The organism is Amycolatopsis anabasis (genome assembly GCF_009765355.1).
In the GTDB taxonomy this organism is placed as follows: Bacteria; Actinomycetota; Actinomycetes; order Mycobacteriales; family Pseudonocardiaceae; genus Amycolatopsis; species Amycolatopsis anabasis.
Genome location: NZ_VTHK01000046.1, coordinates 13,673 through 39,146 on the forward strand (window position 1 = coordinate 13,673; position 25,474 = coordinate 39,146).

Annotated in this window: 28 protein-coding genes; 9 read left to right on the forward strand and 19 right to left on the reverse strand. The window is 71.3% G+C overall.

The window, feature by feature from the left end; genetic code table 11:
* The first annotated feature begins 1 nt into the window (after position 1).
* Positions 2-196, forward strand: coding sequence for a ferredoxin (locus FXO23_RS38605; protein ID WP_158891699.1), 195 nt, complete (start codon positions 2-4; stop codon positions 194-196).
* 67 nt (positions 197-263) lie between these two features.
* Here the strand turns inward: FXO23_RS38605 and FXO23_RS38610 are convergent, their stop codons facing one another.
* The 4 genes from FXO23_RS38610 to FXO23_RS38625 form a co-directional block, all read right to left on the reverse strand.
* Positions 264-1,718, reverse strand: a complete 1,455-nt coding sequence (locus FXO23_RS38610; protein ID WP_158891701.1) for an SPFH domain-containing protein — start codon at positions 1,716-1,718, stop codon at positions 264-266.
* A gap of 28 nt (positions 1,719-1,746) precedes the next feature.
* Positions 1,747-2,178 carry an NfeD family protein gene (locus FXO23_RS38615; RefSeq protein WP_158891703.1) on the reverse strand — a complete coding sequence of 144 codons (432 nt, stop codon included), beginning with the start codon at positions 2,176-2,178 and terminating at the stop codon, positions 1,747-1,749.
* Positions 2,179-2,262: 84 nt separating this feature from the next.
* Positions 2,263-3,069 carry a DUF3097 domain-containing protein gene (locus tag FXO23_RS38620; RefSeq protein ID WP_158891705.1) on the reverse strand — a complete coding sequence of 269 codons (807 nt, stop codon included), beginning with the start codon at positions 3,067-3,069 and terminating at the stop codon, positions 2,263-2,265.
* A gap of 11 nt (positions 3,070-3,080) precedes the next feature.
* Positions 3,081-3,683, reverse strand: coding sequence for a TetR/AcrR family transcriptional regulator (locus tag FXO23_RS38625; RefSeq protein WP_158891707.1), 603 nt, complete (start codon positions 3,681-3,683; stop codon positions 3,081-3,083).
* An 86-nt stretch (positions 3,684-3,769) separates the two neighbouring features.
* Here FXO23_RS38625 and FXO23_RS38630 point away from each other — a divergent pair, with 86 nt between their 5' ends.
* Complete coding sequence (locus FXO23_RS38630; protein ID WP_158891709.1) at positions 3,770-4,579, forward strand: SDR family NAD(P)-dependent oxidoreductase; 810 nt, start codon at positions 3,770-3,772, stop codon at positions 4,577-4,579.
* On the opposite strand, the gene FXO23_RS38635 is transcribed toward FXO23_RS38630, so the two are convergent.
* Positions 4,580-5,209 carry a flavin reductase family protein gene (locus FXO23_RS38635; RefSeq protein WP_158891711.1) on the reverse strand — a complete coding sequence of 210 codons (630 nt, stop codon included), beginning with the start codon at positions 5,207-5,209 and terminating at the stop codon, positions 4,580-4,582.
* 52 nt (positions 5,210-5,261) lie between these two features.
* The gene (locus tag FXO23_RS52765) at positions 5,262-7,082 is read right to left on the reverse strand and encodes an MBL fold metallo-hydrolase (RefSeq protein WP_425484948.1); all 1,821 of its coding nucleotides are present in this window, start codon (positions 7,080-7,082) and stop codon (positions 5,262-5,264) included.
* A 93-nt stretch (positions 7,083-7,175) separates the two neighbouring features.
* Here FXO23_RS52765 and FXO23_RS38650 point away from each other — a divergent pair, with 93 nt between their 5' ends.
* Positions 7,176-8,561, forward strand: a complete 1,386-nt coding sequence (locus FXO23_RS38650; protein WP_158891715.1) for a pyridoxal phosphate-dependent decarboxylase family protein — start codon at positions 7,176-7,178, stop codon at positions 8,559-8,561.
* A 33-nt stretch (positions 8,562-8,594) separates the two neighbouring features.
* Positions 8,595-9,455, forward strand: a complete 861-nt coding sequence (locus FXO23_RS38655; protein WP_179956991.1) for an alpha/beta fold hydrolase — start codon at positions 8,595-8,597, stop codon at positions 9,453-9,455.
* A 31-nt stretch (positions 9,456-9,486) separates the two neighbouring features.
* Here the strand turns inward: FXO23_RS38655 and FXO23_RS38660 are convergent, their stop codons facing one another.
* Both FXO23_RS38660 and FXO23_RS38665 read right to left on the reverse strand, forming a co-directional pair.
* Positions 9,487-10,293 (reverse strand): SCO1664 family protein, encoded by an 807-nt coding sequence (locus tag FXO23_RS38660; RefSeq protein ID WP_246258277.1) that lies wholly within the window; start codon positions 10,291-10,293, stop codon positions 9,487-9,489.
* A gap of 7 nt (positions 10,294-10,300) precedes the next feature.
* Complete coding sequence (locus tag FXO23_RS38665) at positions 10,301-10,876, reverse strand: DUF3090 domain-containing protein (RefSeq protein WP_158891719.1); 576 nt, start codon at positions 10,874-10,876, stop codon at positions 10,301-10,303.
* A gap of 75 nt (positions 10,877-10,951) precedes the next feature.
* Between FXO23_RS38665 and FXO23_RS38670 the strand changes: the two genes are divergently transcribed.
* Positions 10,952-12,892, forward strand: coding sequence for a prolyl oligopeptidase family serine peptidase (locus FXO23_RS38670; RefSeq protein WP_158891721.1), 1,941 nt, complete (start codon positions 10,952-10,954; stop codon positions 12,890-12,892).
* Positions 12,889-13,797: a S66 peptidase family protein gene (locus tag FXO23_RS38675; RefSeq protein ID WP_158891723.1), complete on the forward strand. Its 909-nt coding sequence runs from the start codon at positions 12,889-12,891 to the stop codon at positions 13,795-13,797. Before FXO23_RS38670 ends, FXO23_RS38675 begins: the two co-directional genes overlap by 4 nt.
* On the opposite strand, the gene FXO23_RS38680 is transcribed toward FXO23_RS38675, so the two are convergent.
* Together FXO23_RS38680 and FXO23_RS38685 are read right to left on the reverse strand one after the other, a co-directional pair.
* Complete coding sequence (locus FXO23_RS38680) at positions 13,775-13,957, reverse strand: DUF397 domain-containing protein (protein WP_158891725.1); 183 nt, start codon at positions 13,955-13,957, stop codon at positions 13,775-13,777. The two genes, FXO23_RS38675 and FXO23_RS38680, sit on opposite strands and share 23 nt — an antisense overlap.
* Positions 13,954-14,829 (reverse strand): helix-turn-helix domain-containing protein, encoded by an 876-nt coding sequence (locus tag FXO23_RS38685; RefSeq protein ID WP_158891727.1) that lies wholly within the window; start codon positions 14,827-14,829, stop codon positions 13,954-13,956. The genes FXO23_RS38680 and FXO23_RS38685 overlap by 4 nt, the downstream gene beginning before the upstream one ends.
* 115 nt (positions 14,830-14,944) lie before the next feature.
* Here FXO23_RS38685 and FXO23_RS38690 point away from each other — a divergent pair, with 115 nt between their 5' ends.
* Positions 14,945-15,343 (forward strand): DUF4326 domain-containing protein, encoded by a 399-nt coding sequence (locus FXO23_RS38690; RefSeq protein ID WP_158891729.1) that lies wholly within the window; start codon positions 14,945-14,947, stop codon positions 15,341-15,343.
* A 14-nt stretch (positions 15,344-15,357) separates the two neighbouring features.
* The gene (locus tag FXO23_RS38695; protein ID WP_158891731.1) at positions 15,358-15,786 is read left to right on the forward strand and encodes a TIGR03668 family PPOX class F420-dependent oxidoreductase; all 429 of its coding nucleotides are present in this window, start codon (positions 15,358-15,360) and stop codon (positions 15,784-15,786) included.
* A 5-nt stretch (positions 15,787-15,791) separates the two neighbouring features.
* On the opposite strand, the gene FXO23_RS38700 is transcribed toward FXO23_RS38695, so the two are convergent.
* From FXO23_RS38700 to FXO23_RS38735, 8 genes are all read right to left on the reverse strand, one after another.
* Positions 15,792-16,928 carry a mandelate racemase/muconate lactonizing enzyme family protein gene (locus tag FXO23_RS38700; RefSeq protein WP_158891733.1) on the reverse strand — a complete coding sequence of 379 codons (1,137 nt, stop codon included), beginning with the start codon at positions 16,926-16,928 and terminating at the stop codon, positions 15,792-15,794.
* Positions 16,925-18,286, reverse strand: a complete 1,362-nt coding sequence (locus tag FXO23_RS38705; protein WP_158891735.1) for an aldehyde dehydrogenase family protein — start codon at positions 18,284-18,286, stop codon at positions 16,925-16,927. Before FXO23_RS38705 ends, FXO23_RS38700 begins: the two co-directional genes overlap by 4 nt.
* Positions 18,283-18,867, reverse strand: coding sequence for a thiamine pyrophosphate-dependent enzyme (locus FXO23_RS38710; protein WP_158891737.1), 585 nt, complete (start codon positions 18,865-18,867; stop codon positions 18,283-18,285). The genes FXO23_RS38705 and FXO23_RS38710 overlap by 4 nt, the downstream gene beginning before the upstream one ends.
* Before the next feature lie 3 nt (positions 18,868-18,870).
* Positions 18,871-19,413, reverse strand: coding sequence for a thiamine pyrophosphate-binding protein (locus FXO23_RS38715; RefSeq protein ID WP_158891739.1), 543 nt, complete (start codon positions 19,411-19,413; stop codon positions 18,871-18,873).
* Positions 19,414-19,541: 128 nt separating this feature from the next.
* Positions 19,542-20,264 (reverse strand): GntR family transcriptional regulator, encoded by a 723-nt coding sequence (locus FXO23_RS38720; protein ID WP_158891741.1) that lies wholly within the window; start codon positions 20,262-20,264, stop codon positions 19,542-19,544.
* A gap of 81 nt (positions 20,265-20,345) precedes the next feature.
* Complete coding sequence (locus FXO23_RS38725; protein ID WP_158891743.1) at positions 20,346-21,713, reverse strand: MFS transporter; 1,368 nt, start codon at positions 21,711-21,713, stop codon at positions 20,346-20,348.
* A gap of 153 nt (positions 21,714-21,866) precedes the next feature.
* Complete coding sequence (locus FXO23_RS38730; RefSeq protein WP_158891745.1) at positions 21,867-22,994, reverse strand: FAD-dependent oxidoreductase; 1,128 nt, start codon at positions 22,992-22,994, stop codon at positions 21,867-21,869.
* Positions 22,995-23,008: 14 nt separating this feature from the next.
* Entirely contained in the window at positions 23,009-23,707 is a 699-nt protein-coding gene (locus FXO23_RS38735) for a TetR/AcrR family transcriptional regulator (protein ID WP_158891747.1), read from the reverse strand.
* Between the two features lie 90 nt (positions 23,708-23,797).
* On the opposite strand from FXO23_RS38735, the gene FXO23_RS38740 reads away from it, so the two are divergent.
* A complete protein-coding gene (locus FXO23_RS38740) occupies positions 23,798-24,718 on the forward strand; it encodes an SDR family NAD(P)-dependent oxidoreductase (protein WP_158891749.1) in 921 nt (306 codons plus the stop codon).
* On the opposite strand, the gene FXO23_RS38745 is transcribed toward FXO23_RS38740, so the two are convergent.
* A complete protein-coding gene (locus FXO23_RS38745) occupies positions 24,715-25,443 on the reverse strand; it encodes an MBL fold metallo-hydrolase (protein WP_158891751.1) in 729 nt (242 codons plus the stop codon). The genes FXO23_RS38740 and FXO23_RS38745 overlap by 4 nt on opposite strands.
* Positions 25,444-25,474 lie beyond the last annotated feature (31 nt).

Genomic DNA, 25,474 nt, shown 5'->3' on the forward strand with positions numbered 1-25,474 from the left:
GATGAAGATCACCGTGGATCGGGCGCGGTGCGTCGCCGCCGGGATGTGCACGCTGACCGCCCCGGAAACATTCGATCAGGACGCCGAGGACGGCCGGGTGGTGCTGCTGACTTCCACCCCGCTCCCCGAGGACGAGGAGGCGGCACGACAAGCCGCTCAGGTGTGCCCGTCCGGGGCGATCACGTTCGCGGAGTAATGCCCGGACATGCTTGGAGGGGTGGCACTTTTCGCGAAAAGTGCCACCCCTACGGCGGAAGTTCCGGCTAGCGCTGCGGACCGCCCTGCGGTCCCTGCGGGCCGCCGTAGGGCGGCTGCTGGCTGGGGAACGGATTGCTCGGCGGACCGTACTGGCCGGGCTGCTGGCTCGGGAACGGGCTGCTCGACGGCGTGCCGAACTGCTGCCCGCCCTGCGGCGTGGGCGGCTGGTGCGGCGGCGCGGGCGGCAGTTGTTGCTGCTGCTGGTGCGGCGGGGTCTGCGCGCCCTGCTGCCGTTTGGGCAGTTCCGGCTTCGACGGTGCCGGCTCCTCGGGCTCGGCTTCGGGCTCCTCGGCCGGGGCGGCGGTGGCCCCGCCGCTCAGCCCGGGAACCGGCGGGGCCGGACGCGAAGAAGACAGCGGGCCGTCGACTTCCTTGCGCGCCACCGCTTCCGCGGCCCGCACGGCCTCGGCGACCTTCGGGTCGGTGGAGGTGTCGAACCAGCTGGACACCTCTTCGTCGTCGAGGTCCGGCTTGTCGGGGATGTCCTCCTTCGGCGGCTCGTACCGGAACACGCCGTCGTCGCCGGGGGCGCCCAGCGCGCGGGCGAACCCCTCGAGCGCCTTGCCGTAGTCGGTCGGCACCATCCAGACCTTGTTCGCGTCGCCCTGCGCCATCTGCGGCAGCGTCTGCAGGTATTGGTAGGCAAGGACTTCCGGGGTCGGCCGACCGGCCTTGATGGCCGCGAACACCTTCTCGATGGCCTTGGCCTGCCCCTGCGCCTGCAGGTAGCGCGCGGCTCGTTCACCCTGCGCCCGCAGGATGCGCGACTGCCGCTCCGCCTCGGCGGCCAGGATCGCCGCCTGCTTGGAACCCTCGGCGGCGAGGATCTGGCTCTGCTTCTGACCTTCCGCGGTCTTGATCGCCGATTCCCGCTGACCTTCCGCGGTCAGGATCATCGCGCGCTTCTCCCGGTCGGCGCGCATCTGCTTCTCCATCGAGTCCTGGATGGAGGGCGGCGGGTCGATGGCCTTCAGCTCGACCCGGGCGACCCGGATGCCCCAGCGGCCGGTCGCGTCGTCGAGCACGCCGCGCAGCTGGCTGTTGATCGAGTCACGCGAGGTCAGCGTCTGCTCGAGGCTCATCCCACCGACGACGTTCCGCAGGGTCGTGGTGGTCAGCTGCTCGACACCGACGATGTAGTTCGAGATCTCGTAGACCGCGGCACGCGAGTCGGTGACCTGGAAGTAGACGACCGTGTCGATGGACACGGTCAGGTTGTCCTCGGTGATCACCGGCTGCGGCGGGAACGAGACGACCTGCTCGCGCAGGTCGATGCGGGCACGCACCTTGTCAAAGAACGGCACCAGGAAGTTCAGACCGGGCGAGGCCACCGTCCGGAACCGGCCCAGTCTCTCGATCACCGCCGATTGGGCCTGCGGGACCACCATGATCGCCTTGGCGACCGTGACGATCACGAAGAGGGCGATGACCGCGACAACAATGATCGCTGCGGTTCCCAAGTTTGCATCCCTTTCGACGGTTGCGTGCCTACGGCTCTTCCGAAACGACGGCGGTGGCGCCTCGTATCTCTACCACGGTGACCGTGGTTCCGGGGGCGATTCGATCACCTTCGGTGAGACTGCGGGCGGACCACGTGTCGCCGGCGAGCTTAACCTGGCCGTTTTCGCTGTCTACAGTGGACAGCACTACGCCCCGGGTGCCGACCAGCGCGTCGGTGTGCATCCGCACCCCGGCACCGATCATGAACCGTCGTTTGAGCGCCGGGCGGGCGAGCACCAGCAGGCCCACGGAGACCACGCCGAACACCGCGACGTCGATGAACGGGTTGCCGGTGAGTGCCTCCGCGCCCGCGCCCGCCAGCGCGCCCACCCCCAGCATGATCAGCACGAGATCGCCGGACAGTACTTCGGCCACCATGAAGGCGATGCCGATGATCAGCCAGATGAGTGCCGCCGTCATGCGGCCATCGTCTCAGAAAGTGACTGCACGCACCCAGCGTACGACTCGACGTGACCTACGCGTGACCTTCGGTGCCGCACCCGATCAGGACTCCTCGGGCTGGGTCACGAAGTCGATCAGCCGCTCGACGGCCCCGATCAGCGGCGTCTCCAGATCGCGGAAACTGCTGACCCCGGCCAGCACCCGCTGCCAGCCCTGGTAGGGCTCGCCCCAGCCGAGCGCGGCGCAGATCCCCTGCTTCCACTCCTGGCCGCGCGGCACGGCCGGCCATTCCCGGATGCCGACGGACGCGGGTTTCACCGCCTGCCAGATGTCGACGTACGGATGGCCGGTGACCAGCACGTTCTCGTCGGAGATCTGGTCGACCAGCCGGGATTCCTTGCTCCCCCGCACCAGATGGTCCACCAGCACGCCGAGCCGGCGACCGGGGCCGGTGCCGAACTCGGAGATCCGTTCGGCGAGCACGTCCACCCCGTCCAGCGGCTCCACCACGACCCCTTCCACCCGCAGGTCGTGGCCCCAGACCCGTTCGACGAGTTCGGCGTCGTGCTTGCCCTCCACCCAGATCCGGGAATCCCGGGCGGTGCGCGCCTTGAGGCCTTGCACCCGGACCGAACCGGACGCGGAGATCTCGCGCTCCGGCCGGGCCGCCCGTTTCGCCGGGATCAGGGTGACCGGCTTGCCTTCGAGCAGGAATCCGGCGGGGCTCAGCGGGAAGACCCGGTGCTTGCCGTGCCGGTCCTCCAGCACGACGTTGCCGTACTCGATCCGGACGACCGCGCCGCAGAATCCGCCCGGTTCCTCGACCACCAGGCCGGGCTCGGCTTCGACCTCGGGGATCTTGCGCTTGCGCGGTCCGGCCAGGACGTCGTCATAGGAGTGGGATCGCACGGTCCGCGACGCTAGCGAGTCGGGTGCTGCCGCGTCCCGTCGCCACGCCGGGCGCGCAGTCCGTCGAGGACGAACCCGAGGTGCCTGCGCCAGCGGCCGGGGTCTTCGGCGGCGGTGAGTTGCACGATCCGGCCCAGCGCCAGGATCTGCAGCCCGAGGTCGCCGGCGGAGACGTCCCGGCGGAGCGTGCCCTGCCGGTGCGCGCGGGTGACCAGGCCCTCGAGCGCGTCGCGCAGGTGCGCGTGGCAGGCCTCGAACGCGGCCGAATCGCTCGCCGCGCCGGAGAGGCCGTCGAGCATCGCGCGCCGCTTGGCCATCAGCTCGAGCGTGCGCTCGACGAACAGGCACAGGCCCTGCCAGGCGTCCTCGGTCCCGTTGGCTTCCGCGGTGAAATCCGCCCATTCGGCGAGGTCCGGTTCGAGGACCGCCCGCAGCAGATCGTCCTTGGTCGGGAAGTGCCGGTACAGCGTGCCGACCCCCACCCCGGCCTCGCGGGCGATCTCCCGCACGTCCACGGACAGGCCGCGTTCGGCGAAGGCGCCGGCGGCCGATTCCAGCAACTGGTCGTGGTTGCGCGTCGCGTCCCAGCGGCGGCGTCGGGGGGTGGTGGCCACGGCCCCATCCTACCGTTGCGGAACACGTGTTCCGATACGGTACGGTTGTTCCGGAACACATGTTCCGAAACAGAAGGGATCTGGGTATGGCGACCGTGGTCATTTCCGGTGGCACCGACGGGATCGGGCGGGCGCTGGCGGCGCGATTCCTGCGCGGCGGCGACACCGTGGTCGTGCTCGGGCGCAGCCGGGAGAAGTTCGACGCCCTGGTGGCCGAGGCGGGCGGGGACGCGCATTTCGTGGCGGCCGATCTCCGGTCGGTCCGGGAGAACCTGCGCGCGGTCGCCGAAATCCGCGACCGGTTCCCGGTGGTGGACACCCTCGTGCTCGCCGCGGCGTACGTGCACCGGCGCCGGGTGGTCACCGAGGAGGGGTTCGAGCACACCTTCGCGCTCTACTACCTGAGCCGCTACCTGCTGGCCACCGGCCTGGCCCCCGCGCTGAACGAGGCCGGGCGGCCGCTGATCGTGGACACCACGGTCCCCGGCGCGCCGAAGGACGCGATGCGCTGGGACGATCTCCAGCTGGCCGCCGGGTTCACCTGGAAGGCGGCGAACCTGCAGAGCAGGCGCGCCGGTGAACTCTCCGGTCTGCGCCTGGGCGGCCGCGTCCGCTATGTCCTCTACGGCCCGGCGAACCTGGTGCGCACGAGCCTCCAGGGCGACCTGAACCGCGCGGCCCGCCTGCTGACGACCGTGTTGGTGCGGTTGCTCGGCACACCGGTGGAGCGGGCCGTCGAGCCGATCGTCGAACTGATCGCGAACCCGCCGGAGGAACCGCTGACCGCCTACCGCGGCCGGAAGCGGCTCCCGCTGGGCAGCACCGACCGCGACCGCGCGGAGGCCGAGCGGCTGCACACCGAAACCGAGCGGCTCCTCGCGCCGATCCGCACGTGATCACGGTGTCTCGGAACGGAAGCTGTGCCCGAGTTCGTCGCCGAGCCCGAAGTAGTGCCGGAAGTTGTAGATCAGCGGGCTCCACCGGCCCGGGTCGACGTGGTGCGTGCCGGGCACGACGATTCCGGGCGCGGCGTGGACCTCCAGCACGGACGCTTCGACGATCCGGAACTCGCCGGTGACGTCCGGCCGGGCGCGGTCGGCGCGGGCTTCCAGCTGGAGCGGGCATTCGGCCACACGCGGCGGCCGCACTCGTTCCGCCGGTTGCGGAGTCAGCCCGGCGGCCGCGAACTTCGCCGGTTCGTGGCGGAACCGGTCCCGTTTGCGCGCGGGCACGGGATCGGTTCCGGTCAGCGGGGCGAGGCGTTCCACCGCCCGCCACTGGTCCGGAGCGGGCAGGTTGATCACCAGGTCCGGCCGGTCGGCCAGGTTGGCCGCGGTGCGGCTGTCGCAGGCCAGGCCGAGCACCACCGTCCGGCCCAGCGCCCAGGCCGACGACATCGGGGCCAGATTCGCGGTGCCGTCCGGGTTTTCGGTGCTCAGCAGGGCGACCGGGGTGCCGAAGTAGAGGATCTTCGGGGTGATCGCCAGGTGGCCGGAAGCCGGGTCGGCGAGGTTCTCGGTGGTCATGTTCGCGACCCTAGGCACGGTTCGTTTCGGTTGGCGCCGAAGCGAATCCGGGCTACGGGGCCAACCGCAGCAGGGCGTCGGTGTGGGCGTCCGGCCCGGTCCGGCGGAGTTTCCCCATCGCCACGAGCACCGCGAGGCATGCGCACCACCGGCGCACCCGGTCCGCGTCGAGCGTCGGCAGGTGTTCGCGCAGGGCGTCGATCCCGTCGGTCAGCTCCTCGCCTTCCGCGAGCGGGAGCACGGCCCAGTCGACCGCGTCGAACGCCGGATCGCCCACGCACGGCCGCGGGTCGATGAGCACCGCGGGATTCCCGGGGCCGCCGTCGAGCACGTTGCCGGGGTGCAGATCGCCGTGCAGCAACGCCACCGGGCCGCCGTGGGCGAGTTCCAGCGCGGCGGCCCGGGAGCGGCGCAGCATCGGCAGGGGCAGCCGCGATTCCCCCGGGGATCCGCGCCGGCGCCGCTCGGCCAGCGCGAACATGAACTCGACCCGGCGTGCGAGGCTCGGAAACGTGTCCGGCGGCGGGGTGACCGAGGCCAGCTCGCCCAGCATCGCGCCGACCGCGGCGAGCGGCAGCGGGCCGTCGATCGTGTCGAGCGGTGTGCCGGGCACGATTCCGCGCAGCAGCAGTGCTCCGGCGTCCAGGTCGGTGTCGATCAGATCGACCACGCGGGAGCAACCCGCCCACGCGCGCAACGCGGCGGCTTCGGTGGCCGCGATGTCCCGTTCGGGGGTCAGTTTGAGCACGACCGACCGTCCGGCGGCGTCCCGGCACAGCAAGGTGCGTCCGGTGTTGCCGGGCATCGCACCGACGACCCGGATGCCCCAGCGCCCGGTGAGCCGGTCCACAAGGGCCGGGAGTTCGTCGCACCAGGACGTGACGGACGGGCCGAACCGATCGAACAGGCGGGTCCGGGCGTCCTCGTCGAGCACCACGCCGGTCATGTGCCCGGCAGGGTTCTGCTCTGCCCCACGGCGAGCACCCACAGGTCGTCCGGTTCGCGGCCCGCGGCGGCCCAGGCCTTGCGGATCCGGGCCAGCGGCTCGTCGACCGGTTCGCGGGTCAGCACGAACGTGCCCCAGTGCATCGACGCGAGCCGCCGGGCGCCCACGTCCTCCAGGGCGCGGACCGCCTCGTCCGGGTCCATGTGCACCGGGCGCATGAACCAGCGGGGGTTCGTAGGCGCCGATCGGCAGCATCGCGACCTCGATCCCCGGGTAGCGCTCGCCGATCTCGGCGAACCGGTGGCCATAACCGGAATCGCCCGCGTGGTAGGTGCGCATACCGTCCGGCGCGGTGATCACCCAGCCACCCCAGAGCGACGCGCAGGTGTCCCGCACGCCGCGGCGGCTCCAGTGGTGCGCCGGGACGAAGTCGAAGCGCAGCCCGGCGACCTCGGCACTCTCCCACCAGTCCAGTTCGGTCACGGCCGCGAAGCCCCGGCGGCGGAACCACCGGCCCAGCCCCAGCCCGGCCAGGATCGGGGTGTCCTTCGGCAACCGGCGGATCGTCGGCGCGTCGAGGTGGTCGTAGTGGTCGTGGCTGATCACCACGGCGTCGATCTTCGGGAGTTCCGCCCAGGCCAGACCGGGCGGGGTCAGCCGGGGCGGCACCCCGGTGATCCTGGCCGACCACACCGGATCGGTGAGCACGGTCGCGCCGCCGATCCGGACCAGGTAGGTGGAATGGCCGACCCAGGTCCAGCTCGCGGCGCCGGGGAGCAGTTCGGGCAGGCCCGTGCGCAGCACCGGGATCCGGTCGGCGTTCGCCGCCGATCCGCGGAACCCGCCCTCGCGCAGGATCCGCAGCAGGTCCCGGGGCTGCGGGAGCGGGGCGGTCAGTCTGTCGCGATAGGACACCCGGCGGTTCATGGGTCCAGCCTGCCATCGGTTTCCGGGAAGAGCAGGCCAGTTTCCGGGTATTGGCCCGCGACCGCGGACCACCCGCGATCCTAGGTTCGAACCGTGCACCCGAAACTCGCCGCGGACCTCGGCCGCCTGCCCCAGCTCCTGGACGCCACCCGCGACCTCGCCGCGGCAGCCCTCGCCGGGGTCGAGTCCCGTCCGGTCGCCACCCGGTCCGACGCACCGGCCCGCGTGCCGTTGCCGGTCGACGGGTCCGGCGCCGAGGGGGCGCTCGCGTGGTTCGCGCAGCGCTGGCAACCGGGGTTCTCGGCCAGCGCGGGCCCCCGCTACCTCGGTTTCGTGACCGGCGGGGCGACCCCGGCCTCGATCGCCGGTGACTGGCTGACCTCGGTGTTCGACCAGAACGCCGCGTCGCCGGGCGGGTCCTCGGCGGCGGAGCTGGAACACGAGACACTCGGCTGGCTCGCCGAACTCCTCGAGCTGGGCGACGCGCACAGCGGGGCGTTCGTCACCGGCGCGACGACCGCCAACTTCGCCGGGCTCGCGATCGGCCGGGAATGGCTGGGCGAACGCCGGGGAGTCTCGGTCGCGCAGGCCGGAGCCGGGGCGCTGGGGCACGTCGAGGTGCTTTCCGGCACGCCGCATTCCAGCGTTCACAAGGCGTTGAGCATGCTCGGGCTCGGCCGGGACAGCCTGCACCCGGTGCCCACACCACCAGGCCGGGAGTCCGTCGATCTCGCGGCGCTGGCCGAACGGCTGGACGCGCTGGCCGGGCGGCCTGCGATCGTGGTGGCCAACGCGGGCACGGTGAACACCGTCGACTTCGACGACCTCGCCGCGATCGCCGAACTCCGGCGGCGCTACCCGTTCTGGCTGCACGTGGACGGCGCGTTCGGGGCGTTCGCCGGGCTGTCCGCCGAGCACGCCGACCGCGTCCGCGGCCTGGCCGAGGCCGATTCGATCTGCGTCGATCTGCACAAATGGCTCAACGTTCCCTATGACGCCGCGGTCGTGTTCACCCGGCGCCGGGATCTGCAGGTGCGGGTGTTCCAGAACGCGGCCGCCTATCTGGGCCGGCCCGGGGACGATCCGGATTTCCTCCACCTGGTGCCGGAGAACTCGCGCCGCCTGCGCGCGCTGGCGACCTGGTTCACCCTGGCCGCCTACGGGCGGTCCGGCCACCGGGACATCGTCGAACGCACCATCGCCTGCGCGCGCAAGCTCGGCGCCGTCGTCGACCGGTTGCCCGGGCTGCGGCTGCTGGCCCCGGTGCGCCTGAACGTCGTGTGCTTCACGGTCGAGGGCGATCCGGCCGAGGACCGCGTCGCCGAGGTTGTGCGGAAGGTCGCCGAATCCGGCGCCGCGTTCGTGACGCCGACCGTGTACGACGGCATTCCCGCGATCCGCGCGGCGTTCAGCAACTGGCGGACCACCGAGGCCGATGTGGACGTAATTGCCGAGACGCTGCGAGCCGCGGCGCAATAAGATCATCGGGTGAATTTCGGGGTGGTGGCGCCAATGCGGCGGGGACGGACCGAACTGCCCGGCGAGCGGATGCTGGGGTGGGCGGAGTGGGGACCCGAGCACGGGACCCCGGTGCTGTTCTGCCCCGGCGCGGGGACGAGTCGTCACCTGGGTTTCGGCGCGGACGTGCTCGACGAGCTGGCGATCCGGTTGATCTCCCTGGACCGCCCGGGCCTGGGCGCGTCCGATCCCGATCCGGGACGCACACTGCTCTCGTGGGCGGCCGATGTCGATGCGTTCGCCGAACGCGAACAGCTCGGCGAATTCGGGATCGTGGCGAACTCGCAGGGCACGCCGTTCGCGCTGGCCTGCGCGGCGGCCGGGATCGGCACGGCCGTGGCCGCCGCCGCGATCGGAGACGAACTCGCCCATCCGGCGGTCATCGGACTGCTCGAACCGGACGTACGGGCCATGGTGGACGCGGTCGCCGCCGATCCGGACGGGTTCGCGGCTTCCTTCGCCGAACGGGCCGACGCGCGCACGCTCGCGGAGCTGACGGTCACCATGAGCTCGGAGACCGACCGGCGCGTCTACACCGATCCGGCGTTCGCGCCGCATTACCGGCGGGCGCTGGAAGAAGGCTTCGCCCAGGGGCCGGGCGGCTACGTCCGCGATCTCGTGCTCACCATGAGCCGCTGGCCGTTCGATCCCGCGAAGATCACGGTCCCGGTCGACCTCTGGTACGGCGAGCGGGACACCTCCCCGGTGCACTCCCCCGACCGCGGCGCGTTCCTGGCGCGGCGCATCCCGTCCGCACGCCGGACCGTGCTGCCGGACGCGGGCGGCGCGATCGTGTGGACGCACGCCCGGGAAATCCTGGGGTCGCTCAAGGAAAGCTGGAGGTCGGCCGGTTAGAACCGCCCGCGCCACTCACGACCCCTCAGCTCTAGAACAGCGGCCAGGGGATCGCGCGCCAGTCGTCGCCCGGTTCCGGGAAGACGCCCTCCCCGGCCAGCCGTTCGGCCCGGGCGCGCACGGCCCGGATCTCCGCGCCGGTCAGGTGGACCGCGAGCTGCTCGCCGAGCGGACCGTCGAGCAGTCCGGGCAGCGCGCGCAGTTTGCCGGTGGACTCTTCCGGCAGCGGATCGCCCACCCAGCCCCACAGCACGGTGCGCAGCTTCGGCTCGGTGTGCAGGCAGATCCCGTGGTCGACCCCGTAGATCCGGCCGTCCGACCCGGCCAGCACATGCCCGCCCTTGCGGTCGGTGTTGTTCACCACGACGTCCAGCACGGCCAGGTCGCGGACGCCGGGATGGTCGGCGTGCGCGAGGACCGCGGGTTCGCCGAGCCGGTCGTGCGCGTGCAGCACGACCCGCCAGTCCTCGGGCACCTCGTCCGGCGCGCGCACGTCGACCAGGTCGTCGTCGTTCGTCTCGACCCACAGCTGCACCATGCCGACGCCGAACGGGCCGTCCCGCAGCACGGTCGGCGGGACGTGCCCCAGCCCGGCCGCCTCGGCGATCAGGTAGGTGGCCACTTCGCGACCGGCGAGCGTGCCGTCCGGGAAGTCCCACAGCGGCCGTTCCCCGGCGACCGGCTTGTACACCGCGTTGCCCTGCACGCCGTCGAGTTCGATCGTGCAGAACAGGGTCACGTTGGACGCGTCGACCAGCCGGCCTTCGACCTCGATGCGGCCGTGACCGACCAGTTCCTTCGCCTCTGGGCCGGTCGCGTCGATGGAAGGCTGCGCCACCTGCGGCTCAATCCTCGGCGACTTCGGTGTCGCGCCGGTAGCCGTTCTGCCGCGGGCAGATGTGGCCGGCCGGGTCGAGCGGTTCCCCGCACAGCGGGCACGGTTTGCGGCCGGCGTTGACCACCCGGTCCGCGCGCTCGGCGAACGCGCGGGCGGCGGCGGGGCTGAGGAACACCCGGACCGCGTCCGGCCCCTCCTCGGTGTCGTCGAGCACGACGGTCTCGTCGACCTCGCCCTCGGTGATGGCGAGCAGCTCGATCACCACCGCGCTGCTCTCGGCGTCCCAGCCGAGGCCCATGGTGCCGACCCGGAACTCCTCCTCGACCGGCACGTCCAGCGGGTCTACGTCCAGCAACTCCTCGGGGACTTGTTCCGGCACTTCCGCGCCGAATCTGCTGGCGACCTCGGCGAGCAGCGACTCGAGGCGCTCAGCGAGCACCGCGACCTGCTGTTTCTCGATCGTCACGCTGATCGTGCGGACGTCCTCGGAGGCCTGGAGGTAGAAGGTGCGGTCGCCGGGTTCCCCGACGGTCCCGGCAACGAACCGGTCGGGTTGGCGGAAGACGTGAATTACGCGAGCCATGGCACCCTCGACCCTAAGGTACGCATGCATGATCGGCATCTGCCGCCCCGGCTTCGGTTCACCTAGGGTGTGCTGGTGCAGAGAATCGCGCCATATGGAACCTGGGGATCGCCGATCACAGCCGCCGATGTCGCCGCCGCGGGCGGGGACGCGCAATGGCTCGACGTGGTGGACGGCGAGGTGTGGTGGGCGGAGGCTCGGCCGGCCGAAGGCGGCCGGTTGGCGCTGGTCCGGGCGGGCGCCTCGGGCGCGGTGGAGGAGTTGCTCCCCGCACCTTGGAACGCGCGCAACCGCCTGCACGAGTACGGCGGCCGGCCGTGGACCGTGCTCGGCCGCAAGATCGTTTTCACCCACTGGGACGACCAGCGGGTCTACGTCCGGGACCGCGACACCGGCGACGTGACGCCGATCGCACCGGTGCCCGGTTCGCCGCAGGCCGTGCGTTACGGCGACCTGCATCCCGGTCCGGACGGCGAGGTGTGGGCGGTCCGGGAACAGAGCACCGGCGCCCGCCGGGCGGACGTGCGGCGGGATCTCGTCGCGCTGCCGCTGGACGGCAGCGGGCCGCGGGTGCTGTCCGCGAGCCACCACTTCCTGACCGGGCCGCAGCTGTCCCCCGACGGCCGCCACGCCGCGTGGCTGGGCTGGGACCATCCGTCGATGCCCTGGGACGAAACGGAATTATGCGTCGCCGAGGTGGCCGCCGACGGTGTCTTCGGCCCGCACCGGGTGCTGGCGGGCGGGCCGGGCGTGTCGGTCTGCCAGGTGGAATGGGACAGCCCCGGCACGCTGCTGGCACTGCTCGATCCGGAGGGCTGGTGGAACCTGCACCGGATCACCCTGGACGGCCAGGCGGTCAACCTGGCGCCGGTGACCGAGGAACTCGGCGGGGCGCTGTGGAAGGTCGGCTCGCAGTGGTTCCTCCCGCTCGGCGAGGGCCGCCACGCGGTGCTGAGTTCGGGGCGGCTGGCCGTGCTGGACGAGGAGACCCGGTCGGTGACCCCGGTGCCCGCGACCGAGCACCTGTCGGCGTGGTCGGCGACCTTGGCCGCGTTCGGCGGCGGGGTGGTCGGGGTCGCGGCCGGGCCGCGGCAGGAGGGCGCCGTGGTGCACGTCGATCTCAAGGCGGGCACGGTGTCCGAGGTGAACCCGCACGTCGGCGAGGCGCCGCCCGCGGAGTACCTGTCGATTCCCGAGGAGCGGGTGTTCACCAGCGCCGCGGGCGAGCCGATCCACGCCTACGTCTACCCGCCGGCGAACCCGGAATACACCGCCCCCGAGGGCGAACTGCCGCCGTACCTGGTGCACGTGCACGGCGGCCCGACCGGGCGGAACTACCCGGTGGCCGATCTGGACTTCGCGTTCTTCACCAGCCGGGGCATCGGCGTGGTGGCGGTGAACTACGGCGGTTCGACCGGGTACGGCCGCCGGTACCGGGAGCGGCTGCGCGAGCAGTGGGGGGTCGTCGACGTGGCGGACTGCGTCGCGGTGGCCCGGGCGCTGGTGGCCGAGGGCACCGCGGATCCGGACCGGCTGGCCGTGCGCGGTGGGAGCGCGGGCGGGTACACCTCGGCCGCGTCCATCACCACCCAGCGGACCTTCCGCGCGGCGACGGTGAAGTACCCGATCCTCGATCTGTCCGGATGGACCGGTGACGGCGGGGAAACCCACGACTTCGAATCCCGGTACCTGGACTCGCTGATCGGACCGCTGCCGGAAACCGCGTCCCGCTATTTCGACCGGTCGCCGATCCACCACGCCTCGGCGCTGGCCGGGCCGGTGCTGTTCCTGCAGGGGCTGGAGGACGAGATCTGCCCGCCGGAGCAGGCCGACCGGTTCGTGGCCTCGTTGCACGGAAAGGAGATCCCGCACGCGTACCTGACCTTCGAGGGAGAGCAGCACGGCTTCCGCAAGGCGGAGACCATGATCACCGCGCTGGAGGCCGAACTTTCCTTCTACGGCCAGGTGTTCGGCTTCGAGACCCCCGGGATCGCCCAGCTCGAGCTGAGGAAATGAGGGCACGCAGACTGGCCCCCGGCGATCTGGTCGCCCTGGTCGCGCCCGCGGGTCCGGTGCCCGAGCGCCTGCTGGAGGCCGCGGTCCCGATCCTGGAGTCCTGGGGACTGCGGGTCCGGCTGGGCGCCTGTGTCCGAAGTCGACACCCGTCGCTGGGTTACCTCGCGGCGAGCGACGCCGACCGCGCCGCCGAGTTCCAGGCCGCCTGGAGCGATCCCGAGGTGGCCGCGGTCTTCGCCGCCCGCGGCGGGTACGGCGCGCAGCGGATGCTCGATCTGGTCGACTGGCCCGCGCTGCGCGCCGCCGGGCCTAAACTGCTCGCCGGGTCCAGCGACATCACCGCCCTGCACCAGGCGGTGTCCGTCCACTTGGGACTGGCCACGCTGTTCTCGCCGATGCCCGCGACCGCGCATTTCGACGCCGAGGCGGTGGAACGGTTGCGGTGCGTGCTGTTCGAACCGGAGCGATCACTGGCCCTGCACCGGCCGGGGGCGACCGCGCTCGTTCCGGGCGCCGCGCGGGGAGTCCTCGTCGGTGGCAACCTGAGCCTGCTCGCGGCCGGGATCGGCGCCCCGGAACACCGGGCTCCCGAGGCCGACGCCATCGCCGTGCTCGAAGACGTCACCGAGGACGTCTACCGGCTGGACCGGATGCTGACCCAGTTGCTGCGCACCGGCTGGTTCGACCGGGTCACCGGGATCGCGCTCGGATCCTGGGCGGAATGCGGCGACCCCGCCAAGGTCCGCGCCCTCATGGTGGACCGCCTGGCGCCCCTCGGCGTGCCGATCGCGTGGGAACTCGGGTTCGGGCACGTGCCCCGCTCCCCCACCATCCCGCTCGGCGTCCCCGCCGAACTGGACGCCGACGCCGGAACCCTGATCCTCACCGAACCCGCGCTGTCCTGACCAGGAACGCCCGCCACGCCGAACGACTGACCTCGAAGTATCCCGCGGCCGGATTCTTGGAGTCCCGCACGGCAACGGCCTGGTCAGCGACGGCGACCTCGACGCAGCTACTGTTCTCGACCCCGCTGTAGCTGCTCTTCAGCCAGACCAGATCGCTCATCTCGCTCCGCCCTCCGCTCGGCTGTACGCCGTTGCCAATTTGGCAACCCACTCTCGGGATTGTCTCCCAACTACTCCGATTTCACCGAGCCTGTCTTCAATCCTTTCATAGGAAGCAACATTCGGACTGTCCTCGATGAAGACACCGAGCATGTGGTTCTCGGCATATACGACACTCCGATGCTCGGCGTAGCGCATCAGTCTGAACGCGCCGCCGAAAGCACCACATGGTCCGGCTGAATGTGGGACTACCCGGATGGTGCAGTGCGGCTGAGCACCCATCAGCACCAGGTACATCAACTGCTCGTGCATGATGCGCGCCGAACCTACCATCGCCCGGAAGGCATGTTCGTGGATGAAGAAAGTGCACTGCGGTGGTGAATGTTGGTTCAGAAGCCTCTGCCTGGCGAGGCGCACTCGGACCCGAACTTCGATTTCGTCGTCGGTCATCGTGCCAGCCCAGCGGAAGAGTGCGCGCGTGTATTCCTCGGTCTGAAGGAGCCCCGGAATGACCATAGGCTCATAGCTAGTGATAGCCGCCGCGGTGCATTCGTGGAACATCAGTGACTGCAGTTCATTCGGTATCTCGGCACCGTTCGGCCGAACCCAGGCGCCGTCGTCAAGGCTTCGCACCTGCCGAAGCAGCCGGTTGCGCTCATCCTCTGTCGCGCGGCATGCTCCCAGGTACATCGCGACCTCCAGTTCGGACATCGCGCGCTCGCCGTTCTCCCAGCGCGACACCTTGCTCTTGTCGACGTGCAAGATCCGCGCGAGTTCGCGTAACGTCAGGCCCGACCGTTCCCGGATCTGCCTCAACTCGTTGCCCAACTCGCGCACCTGCGACGCGAACGGGTGAAGCGGTTTGCGGCTCATACCGCCAACCTAGAACCCCAGGTCAGCGCACCGGTCGTGCGACGCGGCCGAATCACCGCAACGGATGCGCCGTTGCCAATTCGTCAACGGTCCGCATTCAGTATCGTTGACGAATATGACCAGCAGGAGTTTGCCGGAGGAGGCCACCGGCTGGACCGAGGACGAGCGGAACCGGGCGGAGCGGGTTCTCGCCGGGCACGCCACCGTGGTGAACGTCCGGAAGAACGGTCCGCACCGCCATCTCGTGCCGTGGCTGCACGCCGAGGGGCTGCTGACCTACGTCGGCCACGGCGGGACCCGGCATTCGTGGCCGGAATCGGACTTCGCCAGCCCGTTCGTCAAGGAGGCCAAGACCGACCGGGCGGCCTCGGTCCGGCACTACGAGGAGTGGCTGGACGAGCAGCCCGAACTGCTGCGGCGGCTGCGCGGGGGTGAACTGCGCGGCCGCGCCCTGGGCTGCTGGTGCGCTCCCCAGCAGTGCCACGCCGACGTGCTCGCGTCCCGCGCGGACTGAACTACCGTAGCGGCATGCGGTTGGCGGAGGAGATCGCCCGGGAGTGGTTCGCCGCGGCCCGGGTCGCGCGATTGGCCACAGCGGACGAACACGGGGTGCCGCATCTGGTGCCGGTCACGTTCGCGGTGCCGGAGCGGGACGTGATCGTCTTCGCCGTCGACCACAAACCCAAGAGCAGCACGAATCTGCGGCGGTTGCGGAACATCGAAGCCAATCCGGCGGTGGGGTTCCTGGCCGACGCCTACGACGAGGACTGGTCGCGGCTGTGGTGGGTCCGCGCCGACGGCGTCGCCAGGATCCTCACCGAAGACCGGGCGACCTCGATCGCGGCACTGCGGGCGAAGTATCCGCAATACCGCGAGCACCCGCCGCGGGGCGCGGTGGTGCGGACCGAGGTCACCGCCTGGCGGGGCTGGGCCGCGTCGGAGGGCGCGGGAGCCTGAGGAGTTCAGGAGCCGATTTCGAACTTCGCGACCACGTCCTCGTCGAATTCGATCCCCAGTCCGGGCCGGTCGGGCACGAACACCTGGTTGTCGCGGTACGCCAGCCGAGTGTCCGGTTCGAGCAGGAGTTCGAAGTTGTAGATCCCCTTCTCCAGCGCGAAATACTCCACCACCAGCGGGTTCGCCACCGCCGCGGTCAGGTGGACGTGCAGGTTGTGGTGCCAGTGCGGGGCCATCTGCAGGCCGAAGCTGTCCGCGGTGTGGGCGACGCGCAGCCATTCGGTGACCCCGCCGACGACCCCGGCGTCGGTCTGCAGGATCGCGGCGGCCCGCGCCTCGATCAGGCCGCGGAACTCCCAGCGCGTCTGGTGGATCTCCCCGGTCGCGACCGGGGTGCGGATCCGGCTCGCGAGTTCGGCGTGCCCGGCGATCGCCTCGGGCGAGAGCGGTTCCTCGAACCACCACAACGGGATGTCCCCCGCGGCCCGTTCGAACGCCTCGATCGCGACCTGCGCTTCGCGCACCGACCGGTAGGCGTTGTTGGCGTCCAGCGCGAGCCGTCCGGACCCGCCGATCGCCTCGACCGCGGCCGCGACCCGCCGCGCGTCCTCGGCCACGGGCAACCCGCCGACCTTGATCTTGTGGTCGGTGAAGCCCTGCGCGGTGTTGAACGCGATCTCCCGGCCGATGGCTTCGGTCCACTCCCCCTCGTCGGGCCGGTAGTAGCCGCCGGAGGCGTAGGCGGGTTGCGGCGCGGTCGATCCGCCGAGCAGCCGCGCGAGCGGTTGCCCGGCGCGTTTGGCTTTCAGGTCCCAGAGCGCTATGTCGAGCGCCGACAGCGCCCGGATCACCGCGCCGCGCCGCCCGGCGAGCAGCGTCTCCTGGTAGGCGCGGCCCCACAACCCGAGGATGTCGTCGGCGTCCGCGCCCAGGTACACCGGCGCGAGCAGATCGTCGACGGCCGTTTTGGTCAGGAAACCCCCGGCGGTTCCGGCGTAGGTGTAGCCGGTGCCGGTCCGCCCGGTGTCGTCGGTGACCTCGACGAGCACGTAGTGCCGGTTGTTCAGGTCGCGATTGGACATGCGGGTGGGCTTGTCCACCGGGATCGCCAGCGCGCGGGCCCGGATGTGCTCGATGGTCATGCTTGCTCCTTTGTGGACAGTCGGACGGCCTGGATGTTGGCGAACTCGAGTGCGCCGTGGACGCCGAGCTCCCGGCCGTGGCCGCTCGCCTTGACGCCGCCGACGGGGAGGCGGGGATCGGATTCGGAGATCCGGTTGACGAAGACCGAACCGGCCGCGATCCGGGTGGCCAGTGCCCGGGCCCGGTCCTCGTCGCGGGTCCAGATCGAACAGCTCAGGCCGTACTTGGAGGCGTTGGCCAGTGCGATCGCCATGTCCTCGCCGTCCGCCTCGAGCACCGCGCCGAGCGGCCCGAAGGTCTCCTCGGTGCAGGCGGGATTGTCCGGGTCGGGGACTTCGACCAGGGTCGGGGTGAACCAGGCCCCGGGCCGGTCGTCCGGATCGCCACCGGCCAGCAGCCGCGCCCCGGCGGCGAGGGTGTCGTCGAGCCGGCGGCGCAGTTCGTCGCGCAGATCGATCCGGGCCATCGGGCCGAGGTCGGTGCCGGGCGCGGCCGGATCGCCGACCACGAGCTTGCCGAGTTCGGCCACCGCGGCGTCGACGAACTCGTCCCGCACCGAACCGTCCACGATGAGCCGTTTCGCGGCGATGCAGCTCTGGCCGACGTTGAGGAACCGGGACCGGATCGCGGCGCGGGCCGCGGCCTCGACGTCCGCGTCGGCGAGCACGATGAACGGATCGGAGCCGCCGAGCTCGAGCACGGTCTTCTTGACCGCCGCACCCGCCCGCGCGCCGACGATCGCGCCGACCCGGTTGCTTCCGGTGAACGCCACGGCCGCGATCCGCGGATCGTCGATGAGCGGCCCGATCCGCTCCGGCGGCAGGATCACGGCGGTCAGCACGCCCGGTTCGCACACCTCGTCGAACAGCGCCTGGACCGTCCGGGCGCTGCCGGTGACGTTGTCCGCGTGTTTGAGCACGACGCTGTTCCCGACCGCGAGGGCCGGGATCATCGAGCGGAACACCTGCCAGAACGGGTAGTTCCACGGCATGATCGCGAGCACCACGCCGAGTGGCAGGGCGCGGACGAATCCGGTGTCCGGTGCGACGTCGACCGGCTGCGGCGCGGTCAGCTCGGCGCACCGGTCGGCGTAGTACTCGCAGGCCTTGGCGCATTTCTCGAGTTCGGCGCGGGCCTGGTCGAGCGGTTTGCCCATTTCGGTGGTGATCAGCAACGCGAACTCGGGCGCACCGGCGCGCAGCCGCGCGGCCAGCGCGCGCAGCCAGGCCGCGCGGTCACCGGCGCCGACCCGGCCGATCGCGCGATCGAGCACAGTGGACAGTTCCGGCTCGCTGGTGACCGGGTGCTCGGCGAGTTCCGCGCCGGTGGCCGGGTTGATCGTGACGATCGCGTTCACCGGCCGCCCCCGGTTCGCGCGGCCAGCCAGTCCTGGAAGCGGCGCCCGAGGATCACCGGATCCTCCAGCAGTTTCGGCACCCCGGTCGCGTTTCCGGCCTCGATCCGGACGTGCAGGAACACCGGCCCGTGGAGCGCGAGCGCCTTGGCGAACTCGGCGCGCAGGGTGTCGGCGTCCTCGGCGCGGGCGACGCGCCAGCCCGACGCGGCGGCGAGATCGCCGAGGTCGACGCGCCCGGCGTGGGTCGGCAGGTTCGCCGTGGCGCCGTACACGCCGTTGTCGAGCAGGACGACCAGGAGTTTCTCCGGCCGGAGGTAGCCGCCGGTGGGCAGGACGTTCGGGTTCATCAGCAGTGAACCGTCGCCTTCGATGGTGACCACCCGTTCGACCGGCGCATCGGCCAGGGCGAGCGCGATTCCGGTGGCCACCGAACCGGCGAGCCCCATCGAATCCAGCAGGTACAGGTGGTTGGGGCGATCGGCGACGGCGGCGAGTTCCCGGCTGGACGCCGCGCACGTCACCACGACCGGGTAAGCCTCGGTCCCGGCGGCGAGGATCTCCAGTGCCTCGATGCGTTTCACTTGTCACGCCGCCTTTCCGTCGGTAGCCCAGAAATGCGCGAGCACGACCACCGGGCGGAAGGTCATGCGGGCGTGCGCCCCCGCCTCGGTGACGACCGCCGCCCAGTCTTCGGGGTCGCTGCGCCGGTCGAGTTCGAACACCCGCACCCCGAGCCGGTCCAGCAGTTCGGGCACGTGCTGGCACAGCGTGTGGATCATCGAGTTGTACTCGCCGAGCCCGCCCCGCGTGTTCGCCACCACGAGCAGGGGCAGGTGGTAGGCGAGGTTGAACGTGGTCAGCGCGGTGAGGGCGTTGCCGAAACCGTTGTCCTGCATGACGATCGCGCCGAACTTGCCGGCGAGCGGGAGCGCGCCGAGCACGCCCATCGCCTCTTCCTCGCGGGACAGCGGGAACACGCGGGCGGACACGCCGTCCTCGCCACCGTCGGACGCGACCAGTTCGGCGATGACCGGGGCGACGCTGACGGACGGGATGTAGCCGACGAGATCCGCGCCGGACGCCCAGACACCTCGGGCGACCGACGCCGAATAGGACGGTGAACTCAACGGAAGTCCTTTCTCCCAAACGCTCCGCCCGCAGGCGCTCGAACACCGGTAACGTACTACTCAGATCGAGTAGCATGCAACTAGAGTATGTGAGCTAGGTCGAATTCCGTTCTCCGCACAGGTGTCGGTCAGAAGGTGATCTGGTCGCCCTCGGGCACCGTGACCTCGACCCAGCGCCGCCACTCCGCGACCAGGCCCCGGTTGTCCTCGCTGGAATGCGCCACGAGCAGGTCCCCGGACCGCACGATGTGCTTGCGCATGGCCCGTTCGGCCGCGACTCCGTCCCGTTTCCGCAGGGCTTCGATGATCGCCCAGTGGTCCTTCAGCGCGGTTTCCACCGGCTGGTACCGCGGCACGCTGTGCCGCCCGTCGAGGGTCAGCGTCTGCCGCAGTTCGGCGACGAACTTCGCGAGCCGCAGGTTTCCGCTCGCGCGCAGGATCAGATCGTGCAGGCGCTCGTCGGCGGCGAAGTATTCGGGTCCGCCGTCCGCGCGGTCCTCCATGATCTGGAACTCGGCGGCGAGCGCCTCGTCGTCGCGGCTGGTCATGACCGCGGCGGCGCTCCGGCACGCGGGCGGCTCGAGCAGCACGCGCAGGCTGCACAGCTCGACGATGCCGCGCCCGTCCGGGCCGAGCACCCGGGCGCCGCGGTTGCGTTCGATCTTGACCAGGCCCAGGTCCGCCAGCTTGAGCAAGGCCTCGCGCACCGGGGTCCGGGACGCCCCGAACCGCTCCCCCAGTTCCCGCGACGAGTAGAGCACCCCGCGTTGGAGCTGACCGTCCCGGATCGCGTCGCGAATGTCCGCGGCGATCTGCTCGGACTTGCTCTCGGCTAGCGCATCTGAGGTCAAGTGACTCCCCGGCCCACGGCCGAGCAAGCAGGTACGCGGCCCGGCCCGCTCGGCCGTGGGCCGGGCCTCACAGCATAGCCGCTACCTGCTCGGCGACGGGCCGGACACGTCCGGGACCGGAAGGTTCGCCGCCTTTCCCGGCGCCCGCCGGGCGGACCGCCAGAGCGCGGCGATCACCACCATCGCCAGGACGTTGGCGAGGATCATCACGGTCATCGAAAGCCCGGCGTTCCCGCCGGTGGCGTCCTGGATCCAGCCCACCGCGAAGGGGCTGACGAACCCGGCGGCGTTGCCCAGCGAGTTGATCAGCGCGATGCCGCTCGCGGCGCCCGCGCCCGCCAGGAAGGCCGTGGGCAGCGACCAGAACAGCGGTTTGGCCGTCTGCGCGGCCATGGTCGCGATCGTGATGGCGCAGAACGCCAGCGCCGGGGTGCCCAGGCTGACCGCGGTCACGATGAAGGTGACCACCGAGATGCCGAGCGCGATCATGACCGGCTTCGACGAACGCTCGTCCCGCACCAGGCGACCGGAGAGGTACATGCAGATCGCGGCGAGCAGGAAGGGCACCGCGGACAGCCAGCCCACCTGGACGCTGGTCAGCGTCCGGCCGACGTCCTTGATCACCGAGGGCATCCAGTAGGTCAGCGGATACGCGCCGCATTGCAGCAGGAAGTACACCGCGGTGAGCGCGATGACCTTCTTGTTGCGGAACACCGCGCGGTGACTCGGCGGGGCGGTGGTCGTGCGTTCACTCTCCTCGGCGGCGAGGGTCGACACCAGCCAGTCCCGCTGCCCGGCGGTGAGCCAGCGGGCGTCGGCCGGGCGCTCGGTGACGGTCAGGAAGAACACGATGCCCAGCAGCACCGCGGGAAGCCCGCCGATCAGGAACACCCAGCGCCAGCCGTCGAGGCCGAGGAAGTCGTGGAAGGCCGACAGGATCCAGCCGTTGAACGGGCTGCCGATGACCCCGGCGAGCGGGATGGCCACCATGACGGTCGCGATCACCTTGGTGCGTTCGGCGTTCGGGAACCAGCGCGTGAGGTAGAGCAGGATGCCCGGGAAGAACCCGGCCTCCGCGACCCCGAGTACGAATCGCAGCACGTAGACCATTTCCACGTTGGGCACGAAGGCCATCGCGGCGGCGATGATCCCCCAGGTCACCATGATCCGGCTGAGCCAGATCCGGGCCCCGACCTTCACCATGATCATGTTGCTGGGGACCTCGGCGAGCACGTACCCGACGAAGAAGATCCCCGCCGCGAACCCGTACTGCGCGGCGGTCATGCCGAAGCTCTGCTCCAGCCCGAACTTCGCGAAGCTGATGTTGATCCGGTCGATGTAGCTCACGATGTAGCCGAGCATCAGCACCGGGACGACCCTGCGGGTCACCTTCCGCATGGTGGCGGCCCGGGGTGAATCGTCCGGGGACTTCTCGCCTGCACGCGCCATCTTGACCTCCTGTCGACGGTGACAAAAAGGACCTTGGCAACCCACCGAAGCAGAGTTGGATGCCAGTCGTGAGTAGTGGCATGCTACTTATCGGCACATGCTCAGGCAAGCGAGGAAACAAGGCGATCGGCTGACGGCCCGCGACTGCGGGCGTCAGCCGATCTGGCCGCGGTAACCGGCCATCTGCTCGACCAGTCCCCGCGGTGCGTCCGGGCGGAAGCACAGGTCGAGGTTGGCCGCGGACTCGGCCGCGGCGGCCTCGCTGCGGGGGAAGAGCGTTTCCTCGTAGGACGCCAGTGCTTTTTCGGGATCGCCGGGATGCGCCGCGATCGCGGTGGCGAGTTCGGCGCCGTCGAGCATGGCGAGGTTGGCACCCTCCCCCGCGAACGGGGACATCAGGTGGGCGGCGTCGCCGAGCAGGGTCACGCCGGGGGTGCGGGCCCAGCGGTGGCCGATCGGCAGGGCGTGGATCGGGCGCGGGACGAGCGGGCCGTCGCTGTCGGCGATGAGTGCCCGCAGCCGCCCGCTCCAGCCGGTGAAGTGCGCCAGCAGGCTCGATTTCGCCGCCGGGGCGCCGGAGGTGGCCCAGTCCGCGGGGGCCTTCAGCGCGATGTAGACGTGCAGCGCGCTGCCGTCGCGGTGGGCGAGGAAGCCCTTCTCCTCGCCGAGCGCGAACATCATGCCGGAGCCGACCAGGGCGGCGCTGTCCGGATGGCGGGTGTCGGCGTCGAGCAGGTGCGCTTCGGCGAAGGACAGGCCGGAGTACGCGGGGGTGGCGTTCGAGACCAGCGGCCGCACCTTCGACCAGGCCCCGTCGGCGCCGATCAGCAGGTCGGTGGTGAACGTGCCGCCGTCGGCGAGGGCGACCTCGTGGCGGCCGTCGCCGAGCGGGCGGGCGGCGGTGACCTTGGCGCCCCACCGGATCGTGTCGCCGGGCAGCGCGGTGCGCAGGAGGTCGCGCAGGTCGCTCCGGTTCACCTCCGGCCGGTCGCCGCCGTCGTCGGAGTCCGCCAGCCGGACTTCCGCGTCCTTGCCGAGGATGCGCATGGCCTGGCCCCCGGGATGGATGATCCCGAGAAACTCGTCGTGGAGTCCGGCGGCCCGGAGCGCGACCTGGCCGGAGTCCTCGTGGATGTCCAGCATGCCGCCCTGGCCGCGGGCGGTCGGTGCGGCGTCGAGGTCGTAGACGGCCGCCTCGATCCCGTTGCGGTGCAGCACGCGGGCCAGCGTCAAACCGCCGAGCCCGGCGCCGATCACGGCGATCGGCTGGTGTTCGGACATTGCGGGTTCCCCTTTCACGAGTGGTCTTCGGCGACTGGCCGGGGCGTGTGCGCCGTACCGTTGAGCAGCACGCGGAAACCCCACTCCAGCCGGGCCTCGCCGGGGCCGGAGAGCAGTTCGGCGCCGAGGGCGGCGATGCGCGGATGCGTTTCGGCGGAAGCACCCCGCACCGCGGCGGTGAGCGCGTCCCAGTCCTCCTGGGGAGCCCGGTCCGCGGTGGCGTGCTCGGCCGCGGTCGCGGTGGCGAACTGCAGCAGCAGATCGACCGACCAGGCCGCGCGGTCGGCCGGGACGCCTCCTTCGTGCAGCAGGGACAGCAACGCCTCGACCAGGTTCAGGTAGTGCTCCCCGGACGGGCGGGCCAGCAGTGCCGACTGGGCGAGGCCGGGATGCTCGAACAGCACCGCGGTGTACGAGGTCAGGACCCGCACCAGCCGATCACGCCAGTCGCCGCCGGCCTCGACCGGACTCAGGTCGACCACACCGAGCAGCGCGTCGAGCACCGCCGCGTGCAGTTCGGCGGTGTTGCGGACGTACACGTAGAGCGAGGCCGGGCCGGTGTCGAGCTCCTGCGCCAGGCGGCGCATGGTGACCCGGTCCAGGCCTTCGGTGCGCAGGAGCTCGACCGCGGTCGCGATGATGCCCGCCCGGGTCAGGGCCGGTTTCGCCGGGCGTTCCCGGCGGCTTCGCGGTGCGTCGGAGTGGGATACCATGTCGTCAAGCGTAGCGAACATGTTCGTTACGAACAAGTTCGCTCCGAACGTGTTCGTCGACACGCGGCGGAGCAGGAAGCGGGTGGGGACATGACGTGGGATGTGCGGCGGCTGCCGCGTGCCGAGGGCAGGAACTTCCTGGTCACCGGAGGAAACGCGGGGATCGGCTACTTCGTCGCCGAGCAACTCGCGGGGACCGGGGCCACCGTCGTTCTCGGGAGCCGGGACCCGGCGAAGACCGAAGGCGCGATGGCCTCGATCCGCTCGCGCGTTCCCGGCGCGCGGGTGCGGCACCTCCGGCTGGATCTCGCCGATCTCTCCACGCTCAAGGCCGCGGCGGACGCGCTGGAGCCGGACCGTCTCGACGCGGTCGTGTGCAACGCCGGAGTGCTGCTCGACCAGCCGGAGCGCCGCGAAACCGGCGAGGGCCACGAGCTGATGTTCGGGACCAACCACCTCGGGCACTTCGCGCTGATCCACTGGCTGGGGCCGGTGCTCGCGGCCGCGTCCGGGAGCAGGGTCGTCACCACCGGCAGCTTCGTGGGCAAGTCCGCGCGGCTGGACCTTGACGATCTGCAGACCACCCGGGACTACCAGCCGAAGCGCACCTACGCGCGGTCGAAACTGGCGCAGATGCTGTTCGGCTTCGAACTCGACCGCCGCCTGCGGGCCGCGGGCAGCACGACGCTGAGCGTGGTGACCCATCCCGGCGGGGCGCTCGACTCCCTCACCCCGTCCCGCCCGCCGGTGCACGTGCGCACCACCGGCGACCGGCTGCGCGGCCTGCCCGCACGGGTTTTCCTCCAGGGCAAGGAATCCGCCGCGTGGCCCGCGGTCCGGGCGGTCCTCGATCCCGCGGTGACCGGCGGGCAGCTGTGGGGTCCCCGGGTGTTCGGTCTGCGGGGTGCGCCCAGGCGGGAACCCGTGCGGGGCGCCCTGGCCGACACCGAGGTCGCGGCGCGCCTGTGGGCCGCCAGCGCCGAGCTGACCGGCGTCGAGCCGGGGTGCTAGCCGAGCGGATCGGGAACCGCGTCCGGGCCGCCTTGGCAGCGTTCCCCGAGCGCGCGCCACGCCGCGGCGCCTTCCGCGCCGATCAGCGGGTCGCCGTGCCCGAAGCAGACCAGTTCGGCGGGCACCTGGGCCAGCCGAACGAACGATTCGCGGGCCCGGGCCCGGTCGGTGTTGAACGGACCGAGCAGCGGGCCCTCGGCGGAGTTCGCCACCAGATCGCCGGTGAACAGCACGCCGTGCGCGGGAAGCCGGATCGCGATACTGCCGTCGGTGTGCCCGGGCGTGCCGATCACCTGGGCTCCCCCGCCGAACCCGATCGTGTCGCCGTCGTCGAGTTCGGTGTCCACCGGGCACGGTGGCACGCTCGGGAAACCGGCGAACTGTTCGGCGAGCGCGCGTTCCGGTTCGGTCAGCACCGGTTCCGCGCGGGGCCGTTCACCGCGGACCACCGGGGCGTCCAGCCGGTGCGCGAGCACCTCGACCTCGCCCCAGCCGCGCACCTCGGCGGCGGATCCGGCGTGGTCCTCGTGGCAGTGGGTGAGCACGATCCGGCGCAGATCGGCGCGCCGGAAGCCGAGTTCGGCGAACGCGGCGGCCAGGTCCGGGCCGGAGCCGGGGATGCCGGTGTCCACCAGGGTGAGCTCGGATCCGTCCCGCCACAGGTAGGTCTGGCCGAAGGCGGGCTTGATCAGGTGCAGCTCGGCGCGCAGCGGAATGATTTCCATGCCGCGTGACGGTAGCGCCCCACCCGGCGCC

What these genes read in the sequence shown, in the direction of transcription:
- FXO23_RS38605 (WP_158891699.1), top strand. Translation starts at nt 2, where the DNA reads ATGAAGATCACCGTGGATCGGGCGCGGTGCGTCGCCGCCGGGATGTGC.
- FXO23_RS38615 (WP_158891703.1), bottom strand. Translation starts at nt 2,178, where the DNA reads ATGACGGCGGCACTCATCTGGCTGATCATCGGCATCGCCTTCATGGTG.
- FXO23_RS38630 (WP_158891709.1), top strand. Translation starts at nt 3,770, where the DNA reads ATGGCGACCGTGGTCATTTCCGGTGGCACCGACGGGATCGGGCGGGCG.
- FXO23_RS38635 (WP_158891711.1), bottom strand. Translation starts at nt 5,209, where the DNA reads ATGACCACCGAGAACCTCGCCGACCCGGCTTCCGGCCACCTGGCGATC.
- FXO23_RS52765 (WP_425484948.1), bottom strand. Translation starts at nt 7,082, where the DNA reads ATGAACCGCCGGGTGTCCTATCGCGACAGACTGACCGCCCCGCTCCCG.
- FXO23_RS38655 (WP_179956991.1), top strand. Translation starts at nt 8,595, where the DNA reads ATGCGGCGGGGACGGACCGAACTGCCCGGCGAGCGGATGCTGGGGTGG.
- FXO23_RS38665 (WP_158891719.1), bottom strand. Translation starts at nt 10,876, where the DNA reads ATGGCTCGCGTAATTCACGTCTTCCGCCAACCCGACCGGTTCGTTGCC.
- FXO23_RS38675 (WP_158891723.1), top strand. Translation starts at nt 12,889, where the DNA reads ATGAGGGCACGCAGACTGGCCCCCGGCGATCTGGTCGCCCTGGTCGCG.
- FXO23_RS38680 (WP_158891725.1), bottom strand. Translation starts at nt 13,957, where the DNA reads ATGAGCGATCTGGTCTGGCTGAAGAGCAGCTACAGCGGGGTCGAGAAC.
- FXO23_RS38685 (WP_158891727.1), bottom strand. Translation starts at nt 14,829, where the DNA reads ATGAGCCGCAAACCGCTTCACCCGTTCGCGTCGCAGGTGCGCGAGTTG.
- FXO23_RS38690 (WP_158891729.1), top strand. Translation starts at nt 14,945, where the DNA reads ATGACCAGCAGGAGTTTGCCGGAGGAGGCCACCGGCTGGACCGAGGAC.
- FXO23_RS38695 (WP_158891731.1), top strand. Translation starts at nt 15,358, where the DNA reads ATGCGGTTGGCGGAGGAGATCGCCCGGGAGTGGTTCGCCGCGGCCCGG.
- FXO23_RS38700 (WP_158891733.1), bottom strand. Translation starts at nt 16,928, where the DNA reads ATGACCATCGAGCACATCCGGGCCCGCGCGCTGGCGATCCCGGTGGAC.
- FXO23_RS38725 (WP_158891743.1), bottom strand. Translation starts at nt 21,713, where the DNA reads ATGGCGCGTGCAGGCGAGAAGTCCCCGGACGATTCACCCCGGGCCGCC.
- FXO23_RS38730 (WP_158891745.1), bottom strand. Translation starts at nt 22,994, where the DNA reads ATGTCCGAACACCAGCCGATCGCCGTGATCGGCGCCGGGCTCGGCGGT.
- FXO23_RS38735 (WP_158891747.1), bottom strand. Translation starts at nt 23,707, where the DNA reads ATGGTATCCCACTCCGACGCACCGCGAAGCCGCCGGGAACGCCCGGCG.
- FXO23_RS38740 (WP_158891749.1), top strand. Translation starts at nt 23,798, where the DNA reads ATGACGTGGGATGTGCGGCGGCTGCCGCGTGCCGAGGGCAGGAACTTC.
- FXO23_RS38745 (WP_158891751.1), bottom strand. Translation starts at nt 25,443, where the DNA reads ATGGAAATCATTCCGCTGCGCGCCGAGCTGCACCTGATCAAGCCCGCC.